The sequence below is a fragment of the Nocardia arizonensis genome, assembly GCF_001310275.1.
Lineage (GTDB): Bacteria > Actinomycetota > Actinomycetes > Mycobacteriales > Mycobacteriaceae > Nocardia > Nocardia arizonensis.
The window spans coordinates 57,323-71,944 of sequence record NZ_LGYZ01000106.1 but is presented as its reverse complement, the minus strand read 5'-3'; the positions used below and the strand labels follow the sequence as shown (position 1 = coordinate 71,944).

10 protein-coding genes are annotated in these 14,622 nt (G+C 67.9%); 8 read left to right on the top strand and 2 right to left on the bottom strand.

Annotated elements, in window-relative coordinates:
• Positions 1 to 22 precede the first annotated feature (22 nt).
• Positions 23 to 385: a hypothetical protein gene (locus tag APZ21_RS24315; protein ID WP_054815642.1), complete on the bottom strand. Its 363-nt coding sequence runs from the start codon at positions 383 to 385 to the stop codon at positions 23 to 25.
• A 204-nt stretch (positions 386 to 589) separates the two neighbouring features.
• On the opposite strand from APZ21_RS24315, the gene APZ21_RS24310 reads away from it, so the two are divergent.
• From APZ21_RS24310 to APZ21_RS24300, 3 genes are all read left to right on the top strand, one after another.
• On the top strand, positions 590 to 3,382 hold the full coding sequence (locus APZ21_RS24310; protein WP_054815595.1) for a DEAD/DEAH box helicase: 2,793 nt from the start codon (positions 590 to 592) through the stop codon (positions 3,380 to 3,382).
• Complete coding sequence (locus tag APZ21_RS24305) at positions 3,379 to 4,149, top strand: SWIM zinc finger family protein (protein ID WP_054815594.1); 771 nt, start codon at positions 3,379 to 3,381, stop codon at positions 4,147 to 4,149. The genes APZ21_RS24310 and APZ21_RS24305 overlap by 4 nt, the downstream gene beginning before the upstream one ends.
• 720 nt (positions 4,150 to 4,869) lie before the next feature.
• On the top strand, positions 4,870 to 5,649 hold the full coding sequence (locus APZ21_RS24300; protein WP_054815593.1) for a helical backbone metal receptor: 780 nt from the start codon (positions 4,870 to 4,872) through the stop codon (positions 5,647 to 5,649).
• A 75-nt stretch (positions 5,650 to 5,724) separates the two neighbouring features.
• Here the strand turns inward: APZ21_RS24300 and icmF are convergent, their stop codons facing one another.
• Positions 5,725 to 8,943 carry a fused isobutyryl-CoA mutase/GTPase IcmF gene (gene icmF / locus APZ21_RS24295; RefSeq protein WP_054815592.1) on the bottom strand — a complete coding sequence of 1,073 codons (3,219 nt, stop codon included), beginning with the start codon at positions 8,941 to 8,943 and terminating at the stop codon, positions 5,725 to 5,727.
• A 250-nt stretch (positions 8,944 to 9,193) separates the two neighbouring features.
• Here icmF and APZ21_RS24290 point away from each other — a divergent pair, with 250 nt between their 5' ends.
• The 5 genes from APZ21_RS24290 to APZ21_RS24270 are packed head-to-tail and all read left to right on the top strand — an operon-like array spanning position 9,194 to position 14,619.
• Positions 9,194 to 10,726 (top strand): CoA-acylating methylmalonate-semialdehyde dehydrogenase, encoded by a 1,533-nt coding sequence (locus APZ21_RS24290; protein WP_054815591.1) that lies wholly within the window; start codon positions 9,194 to 9,196, stop codon positions 10,724 to 10,726.
• A gap of 2 nt (positions 10,727 to 10,728) precedes the next feature.
• On the top strand, positions 10,729 to 11,868 hold the full coding sequence (locus APZ21_RS24285; protein ID WP_054815590.1) for an acyl-CoA dehydrogenase family protein: 1,140 nt from the start codon (positions 10,729 to 10,731) through the stop codon (positions 11,866 to 11,868).
• On the top strand, positions 11,865 to 12,950 hold the full coding sequence (locus APZ21_RS24280) for an enoyl-CoA hydratase/isomerase family protein (RefSeq protein WP_156371313.1): 1,086 nt from the start codon (positions 11,865 to 11,867) through the stop codon (positions 12,948 to 12,950). The genes APZ21_RS24285 and APZ21_RS24280 overlap by 4 nt, the downstream gene beginning before the upstream one ends.
• Positions 12,947 to 13,846 carry a 3-hydroxyisobutyrate dehydrogenase gene (gene mmsB, locus APZ21_RS24275; RefSeq protein WP_082393417.1) on the top strand — a complete coding sequence of 300 codons (900 nt, stop codon included), beginning with the start codon at positions 12,947 to 12,949 and terminating at the stop codon, positions 13,844 to 13,846. Before APZ21_RS24280 ends, mmsB begins: the two co-directional genes overlap by 4 nt.
• On the top strand, positions 13,843 to 14,619 hold the full coding sequence (locus tag APZ21_RS24270; protein ID WP_054815588.1) for an enoyl-CoA hydratase: 777 nt from the start codon (positions 13,843 to 13,845) through the stop codon (positions 14,617 to 14,619). Before mmsB ends, APZ21_RS24270 begins: the two co-directional genes overlap by 4 nt.
• Positions 14,620 to 14,622 lie beyond the last annotated feature (3 nt).

The following is a 14,622-nucleotide window of genomic DNA, read 5'->3' as shown; positions in this document are numbered from 1 at the left end:
TTACCGACAAGTCCCCGGCGGATCAGAGCCAGGCGCGGGCCAGCAGATCGTCCTCGGCGACCTCGGTGGTGTGCGGCGGGTACCTGGTCGCGGTGATCGACCCGATATGGCTGCCGTCGTGGCCGATCAGCCAGGAACCGCCGCGTTCCTCGCATTCGGCGATCTTGGCGAAGGTGGTCAACAGGAAGGCGACGGCGTCGCCGGGTTCGGGTGTGCGCGCCAGGCGCTGGGATTCGCCCGGACGGGACAGGTCGAGCCAGACGCCGCACTGACCGTCGAGCCGCATACCCACGATGTGACGGGTGTCGATGAAGGTGAACGTGCGCCGTTCCCACGGTGTGGTCGGCGTGAAGCACTGCTCGAGTACCTGGAGCAGAATCGTCATGCTGCTGCCCTGCACTTCCTTTGGACACCTGGGTCGGCGAATGCGGCCCAGCACTGGTTCCGAGGCGTTGACCATCCCTAGCAATAACCAGATGTAGCAATAACCAGACGTAGCAATAACCAGACGTAGCTATGACCAGCGGATATACCAGTCTATCCGATCTCGGCCCGCCGAGCTGTCACCGTCGCCTGCTTGGATGGGGGAATGCTGCACGGTCTCTGGTCCCCGGGATCGGGCCTGTTGCTGTGGACCGACGACGACGGCGTCCCGGCCGGACTCCCCGAACCGCTCGCCGGGGTGCTGGCGTCGTCGAAGTTCCGGCACCGGGCCGAGGTCCTCGGCGTGCGCGGCACCGAAACGGTGCGCGCGCACGCCCTCGCGCCCGCCCAGGCGGCGGCGGTACTGCGGTCGCGGCTGCCCTCGTCGTCGGTATCCGGCGACCTGCGCTACCTCGCGCACATGGCCACCGGTATCGAACGGTGGGCAAGGGCGGGCCGGATCGTGCCCGAACTGCGTCGCGAGGATCGGCAGTGGTGGGTGCGCTGGCGGCTGCTCGACGGCGCGGGCCGGCGCGCGTGGTTGGCCGAGGCGGCCTCGGTCATGCCCGCCGCGCTGCGGGTCGCGGGACGGCCCGCGGCGATCCTGGAGAATCTGGTCGGCGAACTCACCGACCCGATCGCCCGCATGGTGATCGACGCGCCGGATATGTCGCATCCGCTGCTCGACGCGCTGGTCCGCGACACCCCGCTGCCGTCGGGCAGCTACCAGCTGGCCGAGACCTTGGAGCGGTGGCGGACGAGCCTCACGGGTGACGAGCCCGAACTCGTGCTGCGCCTGCTCGAACCCGATGGGCAGTACGGCACGGCAGACGACGAGGTCGCGCTGTGGCGGTTGGAGGTGTGTCTGCGCCAACCGGATGAGGCGCCCGAACCCGTTCCGCTGCTCGGTGATCCCGGCCTGGTGCGCACAGCCGTGGAAAAGCTGGGACAGGCGCAGCGCGCGTACCCGCGTCTGCGTGATCTGCCCACCGATCCGCAACGCATGGATCTGCTCTTGCCGACGCCGGTGGTCGCCGACCTGGTCGAACACGGTGTGCACGCGCTCCGGGAAGCCGGTGTGCGGCTGTTGCTGCCGCGCGCGTGGAATATCACCGCGCCGATGCTGCGCCTGCGGATCGAGGGTGTCGTGCCCGCCGCGGAGAGCACGGTTGGGATGCGCGGATTGGTCTCCTATCGTTGGGAATTGGCGCTCGGCGACACCGTGCTCACCGCTGCCGAGATGGCGCGGCTGGTGCGCGCGAAATCGGATCTGGTGCAGTTGCGCGGGGAGTGGGTGCAGGCCGATCACAAGTCGCTGGCGGCCGCGGCCCGCTATGTCGCCGCTCATTCCGACGATTCGCCGGTCACCCTGGCCGATCTGCTCGGCGAACTCGCTTCCGAACGGGTGGACCGGGTGCAGGTCACCGAGGTCACCGCCACCGGATGGGCAGCCGAACTGTTCGACGAACAGCACGGCGTCGACCCCGTCGAGCAGCCCGTTGGTCTGAAAACCCAACTGCGCCCATATCAGCTGCGCGGACTCACCTGGTTGGCCACCATGAGCCGCATGGGCTGCGGTGCGATCCTCGCCGACGATATGGGTCTCGGCAAGACCGTTCAGGTGCTTGCCCTGCTCGCGCACGAACGTGAGGCCGCACAGGAGAGTACGGGTCCGACCCTATTGGCGTGTCCGATGTCGGTGGTGGGCAACTGGTTTCGCGAGGCGCAGCGCTTCACGCCGGATCTGCGGGTGCTGGTGCACCACGGCCAAGGGCGGCGCGCGGGCGCGGATTTCGACGCGGCCGCGGCGGAGTCGGATCTGGTGATCACGACCTACGCGCTGCTGGCCAGGGATATCGAGGATTTGCGGCGTCAGGACTGGACACGGGTCGTGCTGGACGAGGCGCAGCACGTCAAGAACGCGGCCACCAGGCAGGCGCGCGCCGCGCGAGCGCTGCCCGCGCGGCATCGGCTGGCGCTGACCGGCACCCCGGTGGAGAACCGGCTGGAGGAATTGCGATCGCTGCTGGATTTCGTCATGCCGTCGCTGCTCGGCAGTGCGCCGACCTTCCGCGCCCGTTTCGCGGTGCCCATCGAACGCGAGCAGGACCAGAACGCGATCAGCCGGCTGCGGTTCGTCACCAGGCCGTTCGTTCTGCGCCGGGTCAAGACCGATCCCGCGGTGATCTCGGATCTGCCGGAGAAATTCGAGATCACCGTGCGCGCCAATCTCACCGCCGAACAGGCCGCGCTGTATCAGGCCGTGGTCGACGACATGGTGGCGAAGCTGAAGGACGCGAAGGGAATGTCGCGGCGCGGCGCGGTGCTCGGCGCGCTGACCCGGCTCAAGCAGGTCTGCAACCATCCGGCGCATTTCCTCGGCGACGGTTCGAACGTGCTGGTGCGCGGCCGCCATCGGTCGGGCAAGTTGGCGCTGGTCGAGGACGTGCTCGAAACCGTGATCGCCGAGGGCGATCGGGCGCTGCTTTTCACCCAGTTCCGGGAGTTCGGCGATATCGTCGCGCCGTGGCTGAGCGAACGATTCGGAGCCATGATTCCGTTCCTGCACGGCGGGGTGCCCAAGAAGCAGCGTGACGCCATGGTCGAGCATTTCCAGTCCGGTGACGGCAGTCCGCTCATGCTGTTGTCGCTGAAGGCGGGCGGCACCGGTTTGAATCTCACCGCGGCCAATCACGTGGTGCATCTGGATCGTTGGTGGAATCCGGCGGTGGAGAATCAGGCGACCGATCGTGTCTTCCGTATCGGGCAGCGTCGCGATGTGCAGGTCCGCAAGTTGGTATGCGTCGACACCATCGAGGAGAGGATCGACGAGATGATCAACGGGAAAAGGCAACTCGCGGATCTCGCGGTGGGCGTGGGGGAGAACTGGATCACCGAATTGGGCACCGACGAATTGCGCGAGCTGTTCGCGCTCGGCGCGGAGGCGGTGGGCGAATGAGTTCCTTCGGCGGCGAGCGCGGTTACGGCAGGCGGCGGCCGGTAGCGGGCGGCGTGGAAGCGCGCAGCCGACGCGGCGGATTCGGCCGGACCTGGTGGGGTCGCGCGTTCATCGACGCGGTGGAGAGCGTGGCCGAACCGGGGAGATTGGCACGCGGCCGCAGTTACGCCAGGTCCGGCCAGGTCGTGAGTTACCAGATCGAACCGGGCGCGGTCACCGCGGATGTGCAGGGCAGCCAACCGCGCCCGTTCCATTCGGTCCTCCGCACCCGCGCACTGCGCGCGGAGGAGCTGACCTTGTTGATGGACACCATCCGCACCGCGCCGGGCATGCTCGCGGATATCGTCTCGGGCACCCTGCCGACCGGCCTGGGACCGCACCTGCTGCCCACCACCGCCGCCGATCTCGACTTCTCCTGCACCTGCCCCGACCAGGGCTGGCCGTGTAAACACGTGGCCGCGATCTGCTATCTCCTCGCCGAACGCCTCGACGAGAACCCACGCGACATCCTCACCCTGCGCGGTCTCGACCTGGACACACTCATCGCGGGTATGGAGCGCGATCCGCGGCCCGGCGTCCCCTCCACCGACCCGTACGGCGACCGCCTGACCTTGCCCGCCCTCCCGAAGCCGGAATTCCGTTCGCCCCTGGAGGCTCTTGACCCGGTCCTGCTGCGCAGCGCCCTGCGGTCGGTCACCGAGGACGAGGCGACCGTCGCCACCGGCCTGCGCGAATTGCGCGCGCTCTACGAACTTTTCGCGCGCTGAACCCGCGCGACGGTGAGGAGGCGGGCACCCGGCAGCGCTACCGACCACGCCTCCCGGACGTATCGGGCGGGAATCCGCCCGGTGCGCTGCGGGTCGGTAGCTTCCTCGCGGCCGGGTGCCACAATCGAGTGTCGCCGATCCGATCGCGGCGTCGAAAGGCCCCAATGCTGTTCCGTCGCTGCCTTCTCGGACATCGCCCGACCGCTCGGCCCTCCGGGTTCGGGTCACAGCCACCGCAGTGCGCCAGGTCCGGTGACAAGCCGTCGGTCGAACCGTGCGTCGCCGATTTCCCTGCCGCCGGGCACATTCGAGCGCGGGCATGCGCTTCCCGCCTCGACGCGCTTCGGCTCGGCGTCGGTCCACGGTCGTCGGCTGCGCGACAAGGCCGAAATGCCCGAGGATCGAGTATCGGCAACGCCGGACGGGGAACGGCCGTGCCATCGGCGACCGAAGAAAAGGGCGCTGCCGTCGAGAAAGGTTGGTGAGCACCCGGTATCGGGGCTTACGGCTGTCGGACGAGCTCGGGACGGGACCTGTCCGTGGCACCGGGACTCCCGGCACCGGGTGCTGCTCTAAGTGTGGGGGTAGCTCGGGCAGCGCGGTACTGCCCGGCCGCTGCCACTGCGCCGGCCTTGGCCCTCATTCCGTGTCATGCGGACCGAGGATCGCAGTGCGAGCCGGGGGTTTGCGCGACACCCGGTCGATGCGCAGCATGGAACCATGACCGGTATCGGCCGACTCGAAACCGACGATCTCGGCTACCCGACGCACCTGCCCGCGACCGTGCGGCGGGTGGTGTCACTGGTGCCCTCGCTAACCGAATCGGTGGCTCTGACCTGCCCGGATGTCCTGGTCGCCGCCACCGAGTGGTGCAGTCATCCGCCCGGTCTCGATATCGAACGCGTGCGCGGCACCAAGAATCCGAATATCCGGCGCATCGTGGAACTAGCCCCGGATCTGGTGCTGTGCAATCGCGAGGAGAACCGCAGCATCGACGTGGAACGCCTACGCGCGGCCGGCATCGCGGTGTGGGTCACCGACATCGAGACCGTCGCCGCCGCCTTCACCGCCCTGACCGGGCTGTTCACCCGTGCGCTCGGCGTCGAGCGGCCGCAATGGATCGCCGAGGCCGAGGACGCCTGGACCCCGCCCCCGACCGGTGCGCCGCGCGCCGCCGTCATCCCCGTCTGGCGCGACCCCTGGATGGTGGTCGGCCGCGACACCTTCACCGGCGACCTCGCCGCCCGCCTCGGCCTGCGCCTGGTCCACGCGGATCGCCCACAACGCTATCCGCGGGTCGAACCCGATGAGCTGGTCCGCGACATCGACCTTGCGGTGCTGCCGGACGAGCCCTACGTATTCACCGAGACCGACGGACCGGAGGCGTTCCCCGGCATATCCGTCGCCCTGGTGCCCGGACGCGAATTGACCTGGTACGGCCCGTCACTGGTCACCGCACGCGCCACCCTGCTCGACCGGCTCTCCCGGCCCTTCAGGTGAGGCCGTGGTCCGAGCGGACGCGGTGGGTGCCGTGCGCGTCGACCGGACGGCAGCCGTCGGCACCGACGGGGCGACTCAGATATTGCGACGGTACTGACCGCCGACCCGGAAGAAGGTGTCGGTGATCTGTTGCAGCGTGCACACCCGCGCCGCGTCCATCAGCACCTCGAAAATATTGTCGTCGGTGCGTGCCACGGCCTCCAGCCTGGTCAGCGCCGCGTGCGCCGCGTCGCGGTGCCGGTCACGGAATTCGCGCACACGGGTCAGCTGGGACTGTTTCTCGGTTTCGGTGCCGCGCGCCAATTCGAGGGTGTGCTCCGGTTCGCCGTGCGGATTGCGGAAGGTGTTGACGCCGATGATCGGCAGGCTGCCGTCGTGTTTGCGCTGCTCGTAGCGCATGGATTCGTCCTGGATGCGGCCGCGCTGATAGCCGGTCTCCATCGCGCCGAGTACCCCGCCGCGTTCGCTGATCCGGTCGAATTCCGCCAGCACCGCCTCCTCGACCAGATCGGTGAGTTCATCGACCAGATAGCTGCCCTGGATGGGATTCTCGTTCATCGCGACACCCCATTCGCGATTGATGACGAGCTGGATCGCCAGCGCCCGGCGCACCGACTCCTCGGTGGGTGTGGTCACCGCCTCGTCGTAGGCGTTGGTGTGCAGGCTGTTGCAGTTGTCGTAGATGGCGATCAGTGCCTGCAAGGTGGTGCGGATGTCGTTGAAGTTCATCTCCTGGGCGTGCAGTGAGCGGCCCGAGGTCTGGATGTGGTACTTCAGCTTCTGCGAGCGTTCGTTTGCGCCGTAGCGATCCCGCATCGCGATGGCCCAGATTCGCCGCGCCACCCGGCCGATCACCGAGTACTCCGGGTCCATGCCGTTGGAGAAGAAGAACGACAGGTTGGGGGCGAAATCGTCGATGTGCATGCCGCGCGCGAGATATGCCTCCACATAGGTGAATCCATTGGCGAGCGTGAAGGCCAGCTGGCTGATCGGATTCGCACCCGCTTCGGCGATGTGATAGCCGGAGATGGACACCGAGTAGAAATTGCGGACGCCGTTGCGCACGAACCATTCCTGGATGTCGGCCATCATGCGCAGGCTGAATTCCGTGGAGAAGATGCAGGTGTTCTGCCCCTGATCCTCCTTGAGGATGTCGGCTTGCACCGTGCCGCGCACGGTCGCCAGCGTCGTCGACCGGATATCGGCGGCCTCGGACTCGGTGGGCGCGCGCCCCTCGGCGGCGGCGAAGGTCGCCAGCGCCTGATCTATCGCGGTATTGAGGAAATAGGCCAGGATGGTCGGCGCGGGCCCGTTGATCGTCATGGAGACCGAGGTGGTCGGCGCGCTCAGGTCGAAGCCGTCGTAGAGCGCGCGCATATCGTCCACCGAAGCGACCGACACGCCCGAGGTGCCGACCTTGCCGTAGATATCGGGTCGTTCGGCGGGATCGTGGCCGTAGAGAGTCACCGAATCGAAGGCGGTGGACAGCCGTTTCGCGTCGGCGTGCGCGCTGAGCACCTTGAACCGGCGATTGGTGCGGAAGGGATCGCCCTCGCCCGCGAACATGCGCGCCGGATCCTCGTTGTCGCGCTTGAAGGGGAAGACACCCGCGGTGAACGGGAATCGGCCGGGCAGATTCTCGGCGCGCAGGAAGCGCAGCAGCTCACCGTGATCGGTGTAGCGCGGCAGCGCGACCCGCGGAATCGACAATCCCGACAGGCTCTCCCGGCGCAGGGCGGTGCGAATCTCCTTGTCGCGCACTCGCACCACATGCTCCTCGCCCGCGTAGGCGGCGGCCAGCTCCGGCCATTCGGCCAGCAGCGCGGCATTGTCGGCGGTGAGTTCGGCGCGCGCGACCTCGAGCGCGGCGGCGATCGCCGCGATATCGGGCAGTTCCGCGGCCACCAGCTCCAGACGCTGCACGCGCTGGGCGGCGGCGACCTGCCGCGCGGTCCGCGCGTGGTAATCCCGCACGGTCTCGGCGATCTCGGCGAGGTAGCGCACTCGCGCGGGCGGAATGATCTGTGCGAACCGGGTCGAGGCCCTGGTCCGCACCCGCGGCAGCGCACCGTCGCGCACCGGGAGTCCGCGTTCGGCGAGTCCGTCGATCAGGTGCTGGTAGAGCGCGGTGACACCGTCGTCGTTGAAGGTGGCCGCGCTGGTGCCGAAGACGGGCATGTCCTCCGGGTTCGAACCGAAGGCCGAGCGATTGCGGATCAGCTGGCGCGAGACGTCGCGCAGGGCGTCTGCGCCGCCGCGGCGCTCGAACTTGTTGATCGCCACCGCATCGGCGAAATCCAGCATGTCGATCTTCTCGAGCTGGGAGGCCGCACCGAATTCCGGTGTCATGACATACAGCGACATATCGACGTGGTCGACGATCGCGGCGTCACCCTGGCCGATGCCGGGCGTCTCCAGGATCACCAGATCGTATCCGGCCGCCTTGCAGGCGATCACGATGGCGTCGATGTCGTTGGGCAGTTCGTGTCCGCCGCGGGTGGCCAGCGAACGGAAGAAGACGTGGTCGCCGTCGAGGGCGTTCATCCTGATGCGGTCGCCGAGCAGCGCGCCGCCGCCGCGACGGCGGGTCGGGTCGACGGCGAGAATGGCGACGCGCAGTTTGTCCTGCTGGTCCGACCGCAGACGGCGCACCAATTCGTCGGTGAGCGATGACTTTCCCGAGCCGCCGGTGCCGGTGATGCCGAGTACGGGCACGGTGCGCGCGGCGGCGGCCGCGATGAGCGCGGCCCGGTCGGCTTCGGGCAGGCTGCCCGCTTGCAGACAGGTGATGGCGCGGGCGAGTGCGGGCCGTTCCCCCGCGAGCACCGCCTCGATGGCGGGCGGGTTCTCGGCGAGGTCCACATCGCAGTCGCGGATGAGCCGGTTGATCATGCCCGGCAGGCCGAGTCGCTGGCCGTCCTCGGGCGAGAAGATGGTGACACCCGATGCGCCGAGCCGCGCGATCTCCTCGGCCACGATGACGCCACCGCCGCCGCCGAAGATCCGTACGTGTTCGGCCCCGGCCTTTTTCAGCGCGTCCGCGAGATATTCGAAGTACTCGACGTGCCCGCCCTGATAGGAACTGACCGCGACGCCCTGCACGTCCTCGGTCAGTATCGCGTCGACCACCTCGTCGACCGAACGATTGTGACCCAGGTGGATCACTTCCGCGCCCTGCGCTTGCAGTATGCGGCGCATGATATTGATCGCGGCGTCGTGGCCGTCGAAGAGAGCGGCCGATGTCACGAATCGGACGGGATGGGCGGGCGTGTGCAACGCGAGGTCGTCGGCCACGGGATACCTCCGGCGAGTTCGTATGGTGCCCGATACTAGGACTTCAAACTAAGTCTACGGTGATCGTTGTCACAGCGCCGGCGGAGCGCGATGACGGCGCGTCGGGCCGGCGGAAATCCGCGCAACCTGTGGAAATGTCGAAACCGATGCGAGCGGTATGTGATAACTGACATACATTGGCGCGCTATTTTTACTTGGACATCCAACTATAGGATGACCGGTGATCTCCTCGACTCGAGACAGGACTGGCATGGTTCGCGAACTCACGCACTTCATCGGTGGGCAGCACGTCCCCGGCGCCTCCGGCAACTTCGGCGACGTCTTCGACCCGAATATCGGCAGGGTGCAGGCCAGGGTGCCATTGGCGAGCAAGTCCGAGGTCGAGGCGGCCATTGCCGACGCCGAAGCCGCCCAGCCCGGCTGGGCCGCCACCAACCCGCAGCGCCGGGCCCGCGTGCTCATGAAGTTCCTGACCCTGGTGCAGGACGAGATGGACTCGCTGGCGGCCCTGCTGTCGCGCGAGCACGGCAAGACCGTCGCCGACGCCAAGGGCGACATCCAGCGCGGACTCGAGGTCGTCGAATTCGCGACCGGCATCCCGCACCTGCTCAAGGGCGAATACACCGAGAGCGCGGGCACCGGCATCGACGTGTACTCCCTGCGCCAGCCGCTGGGCGTCGTCGCGGGCATCACCCCGTTCAACTTCCCCGCAATGATTCCGCTGTGGAAGGCCGGACCGGCGCTGGCCTGCGGTAACGCCTTCGTCCTCAAGCCCTCCGAGCGCGACCCCTCGGTACCGCTGCGCCTGGCCGAACTGTTCCTCGAGGCCGGACTGCCGCCGGGTGTGTTCAACGTCGTCAACGGCGACAAGGAAGCCGTCGACACGTTGCTGCACGATCCGCGCGTCAAGGCGGTCGGCTTCGTCGGGTCGACCCCGATCGCGCAGTACATCTACGAGACCGCCACCGCCAACGGCAAGCGCGCCCAGTGCTTCGGCGGCGCGAAGAACCACGCCATCGTCATGCCCGACGCCGACCTCGATGATGTCGCCGATCAGCTGATCGGCGCGGGCTACGGCTCCGCGGGCGAGCGCTGCATGGCCATCTCGGTGGCCGTGCCGGTCGGTGAGGAGACCGCGAACCGCCTGGTCGCCAAGCTGACCGAGCGGGTGCACAAGCTCAACGTCGGCCGTTCCGACGATCCCGGCGCCGATTTCGGCCCCTTGGTCGGCCGCGACGGCGTGGACCGGGTCAACAAGTACGTGCAGATCGGCATCGATGAGGGCGCCGAACTCGTGGTCGACGGCCGCGGTCTGACCGTCGAGGGCGGCGAGGACGGCTACTTCGTCGGCGCGACCCTGTTCGACCGGGTCACCGAGAACATGCGCATCTACAGAGACGAGATCTTCGGCCCGGTGCTGTCGGTGGTGCGCGCCAAGGACTACGAGGAAGGCCTGCGGCTGGCCAACGAGCACGAATACGGCAACGGCGTGGCGATCTTCACCCGCGACGGTGACACCGCGCGTGACTTCGCGGCCCGTGTGCAGGTCGGCATGGTCGGCGTCAACGTGCCGATCCCGGTGCCGATCGCGTACTACACCTTCGGTGGCTGGAAGCGTTCCGGCTTCGGCGACCTCAACCAGCACGGCCCGGATTCGATCCGCTTCTACACCAAGACCAAGACCGTCACCCAGCGCTGGCCGAAGGGCGGCATCCGAGCCGTGTCTCCGGGGCAGTCCGCGGGTTCCGCGCCCAACGCCTTCGTCATTCCCACGATGGAATGACGATGTTCGACCTCAACCCCGACGACAGGGCGATCCGCGACACCGCGCGCGGCTTCGCCGACGAATTCCTGGCGCCGAACGCGCTGGAATGGGATGAGCGCAAACACTTCCCGGTGGACGTGCTGCGCAAGGCCGGCCCGCTGGGACTCGGCGGCATCTACGTGGGCGAGGACGTCGGCGGTTCCGGCCTGCGCAGGCTGGACGCGGTGCGCATCTTCGAACAACTCGCCACCGGCTGCCCGACCATCGCCGCCTACATCTCCATACACAATATGGCCGCGTGGATGATCGACTGCTACGGCGACGACGAACAGCGACATCGCTGGTTGCCCGCGCTGACCTCGATGGAGCAGTTGGCCAGCTACGCGCTGACCGAACCGGGTGTCGGCTCGGACGCGGCGGCCCTGAGCACCAAGGCCGTTCGCGACGGGGACGACTACGTCGTCAACGGGGCCAAGCAGTTCATCTCCGGGGCGGGCGCCAACGACGTCTACGTGATGATGGTGCGCACCGGCGACACGGGTGCGCGCGGCATCTCGACCCTGGTTGTCCCGGCCGACACGCCGGGACTTTCGGTCGGACCGAACGAGAAGAAGATGGGCTGGAACGCCCAGCCCACCCGTCAGGTGATCCTGACCGACGTCAGGGTGCCGGTCGCGAATCGGCTCGGCGCCGAGGGGGACGGATTCCGTATCGCCATGAACGGACTCAACGGCGGCCGTTTGAACATCGCGGCCTGCTCCATCGGCGGCGCACAGGCGGCGCTGGACAAAACGGTGCCCTACCTGTCCGAACGGCACGCCTTCGGTATGCCGCTGGTCCGCAATCAGGCGCTGCAATTCGAACTCGCCGATATGCGCACCGAATTGGAGGCCGCGCGCACCCTGCTGTGGCGGGCGGCGGCGGCGCTCGACGCCGATGCCGCCGACAAGGTCGAGCTGTGCGCCATGGCGAAACGGTTCGCGACCGACACCGGATTCGAGGTGGCGAACAAGGCGCTGCAACTGCACGGCGGCTATGGGTACCTGGCCGAGTACGGTCTGGAGAAGATCGTCCGCGATCTGCGGGTGCATCAGATCCTCGAGGGCACGAACGAGATCATGCGGGTGGTCGTCGCCCGCGCGGTGGTAGGAGCGGCATAGTGAGCGAGCCGGAAGTTCTCATCGAAACGCGCGACGGGCTCGGCCTGATCACGCTGAACCGGCCCAAGTCCATCAACGCGCTGAATCACGGTATGGCCCTTGCCATCACGAAGGCGCTGCGGGAATGGGCCGACGACGAGGCCGTCCGCACGGTCGTGGTCACCGGCGCGGGCGAGCGCGGACTGTGCGCGGGCGGCGATATCGTCGCCATCCACGCCGACGCGACCGCGGCGCGTGGCCGCGGGGCCGGGGCCGACGCCGATTCCCCGACCGGGCTGTTCTGGCGTGACGAATACATTCTCAACGCGCTGATAGGCAGCTATCCCAAGCCGTATGTAGTGGTGATGGACGGCATCGTCATGGGCGGCGGCGTCGGCCTTTCCGGCCACGGCAGCCACCGCATCGTCACCGAGCGGTCCAAGATCGGTATGCCGGAGGTCGGCATCGGTTTCGTGCCGGATGTCGGCGGCACGTATCTGCTCTCGCGCGCGCCCGGCGAACTCGGCACGCACGTGGCGCTGACCACCGCCCGCATGGGCGCGGGCGACGCCATCGCCGCCGGATTCGCCGACTACTACATCGCCTCGGGCGATCTCGCGGCCCTGCTGGAGACGCTGCGCACCGAACCCGCCGATATCGCGATCGCCAAATTCGCCACCGACGCACCGGAATCGGCGCTGGTGGCACAGCAGAGCTGGATCGACTCCTGCTACGGCGCCGACTCGGTCGAGGAGATCGTGGCCCGCCTGCGTGCCGAGGGTTCGCCCGCGGCCGCGGCCGCCGCCGAGGACATCCTCGGGAAATCGCCGGTGGCGCTGAAGGTCACGCTGCGTTCGCTGCGTGCCGCTCGCGCGCTGCCGAATCTGGAGGCCGTGCTCGACGAGGAGTACCGGGTGTCGGTGGCCGCGCTGGCCTCCCACGACCTGGTCGAGGGCATCCGGGCGCAGGTCATCGACAAGGATCGGCGGCCGCGTTGGAATCCGGCCACGCTGGCCGATGTCACGGCGGCGCAGGTGGACGCGTACTTCGCCGAATTGGGGGACAGGGAACTGGGTTTGAGCACTTCGGAAGGACAGCGGTGACGAAGAAGATCGGATTCCTCGGTCTGGGCCATATGGGCGGCCCGATGGCGGCCAACCTGGTGGCGGCGGGCTACGACGTGCACGCCTTCGATCCGGTGCGGGCCGCACAGGACAAGGCCCGCGCCGACGGTGCCACCGTGGTGGCCGAGGCGAGCGCCGCGGCGACCGACCGCGACCTGGTGATCACCATGCTCCCCAACGGCAAACTGGTGCTCGACCTCTACGCCGAACTGCTGCCCGTCGCGAATCCCGGCACCTTGTTCATCGACTGCTCCACCATCGATGTCGCCGACGCCAAGGCCGCGGCCGAACTCGCGGTCGCCGCTGGCCACCGGGCGCTGGACGCGCCGGTCTCCGGCGGCGTCGCCGGTGCGGCGGCGGGCACCCTGACCTTCATGGTCGGCGGTGCGGAAGCCGATTTCGCCGACGGACTCGCGGTGCTCGAGGTCATGGGCGGCAAGGTGGTGCACTGCGGCGGGTCCGGTGTCGGGCAGGCCGCCAAGATCTGCAACAACATGTTGCTCGGCATCTCCATGATCGGCCTGTCGGAGGCGCTGGTGCTCGGCGAGAAGCTGGGACTGAGCCATCAGTCCTTCTTCGACGTGGTCTCCACCGCCTCCGGTCAGAGCTGGGCGCTGACCAGCTACTGTCCGGTGCCCGGTCCGGTGCCGACCAGTCCGGCCAACAACGACTACCGGCCCGGATTCGCCACCGCGCTCATGACCAAGGATCTCGGTCTTGCCGCCAACGCCTTGGCGGCCAATGGCGTGGACGGCGCACTCGGCGCGCTCGCCGCCCAGATATACGCGCGGTTCAACCAGGAGAACGCGGGCCTGGATTTCTCGGCTATCGTCACCGAGGTACGTAACCGTTCCAACCAAGTGGGTGCCGAATGACCGAATTCGAGACGATTCTGCTGGAACGCAAGGGCCGCGTCGGCTGGATCACGCTCAACCGCCCCAAGGCGCTCAACGCGCTCAACGCGCAGGTGCTCGACGAGATCATCATCGCGCTGGACGAGCTGGAGACCGACGACGAGATCGGCGCGGTCGTCATCACCGGTTCGGAGCGGGCATTCGCCGCGGGCGCCGACATCAAGGAGATGCAGCCCCGGTCGTATATGGACATGTTCATGGACGACTACTTCGCCCGTTGGGACCGGCTCGCGAACTTCCGCAAGCCGACCATCGCGGCCGTCGCGGGTTACGCCCTCGGCGGTGGCTGTGAGCTGGCCATGATCTGCGACATCCTGATCGCCGCGGACACCGCGAAATTCGGTCAGCCGGAGATCAAGCTCGGCGTCATACCCGGTATCGGCGGCTCGCAGCGCCTGACCCGCGCCATCGGCAAGGCCAAGGCCATGGACCTGGTCCTGACCGGACGCAATATGGATGTCGACGAGGCCGAGCGCGCCGGACTGGTCTCGCGCGTGGTACCCGCGGAAGAGCTGATCGACACCGCGCTCGAGGTGGCCACCACCATCGCCGCCATGTCGCTGCCGGTGGCGATGATCGCCAAGGAATCGGTCAACCGGTCCTTCGAGACCACCCTGGCCGAGGGGCTGCGTTTCGAACGGCGGGTATTCCACTCGCTGTTCGCGATCGAGGACCAGAAGGAAGGCATGGCGGCCTTCGTGGAGAAGCGTCCCGCGAAGTTCGGCAATCGCTGACGG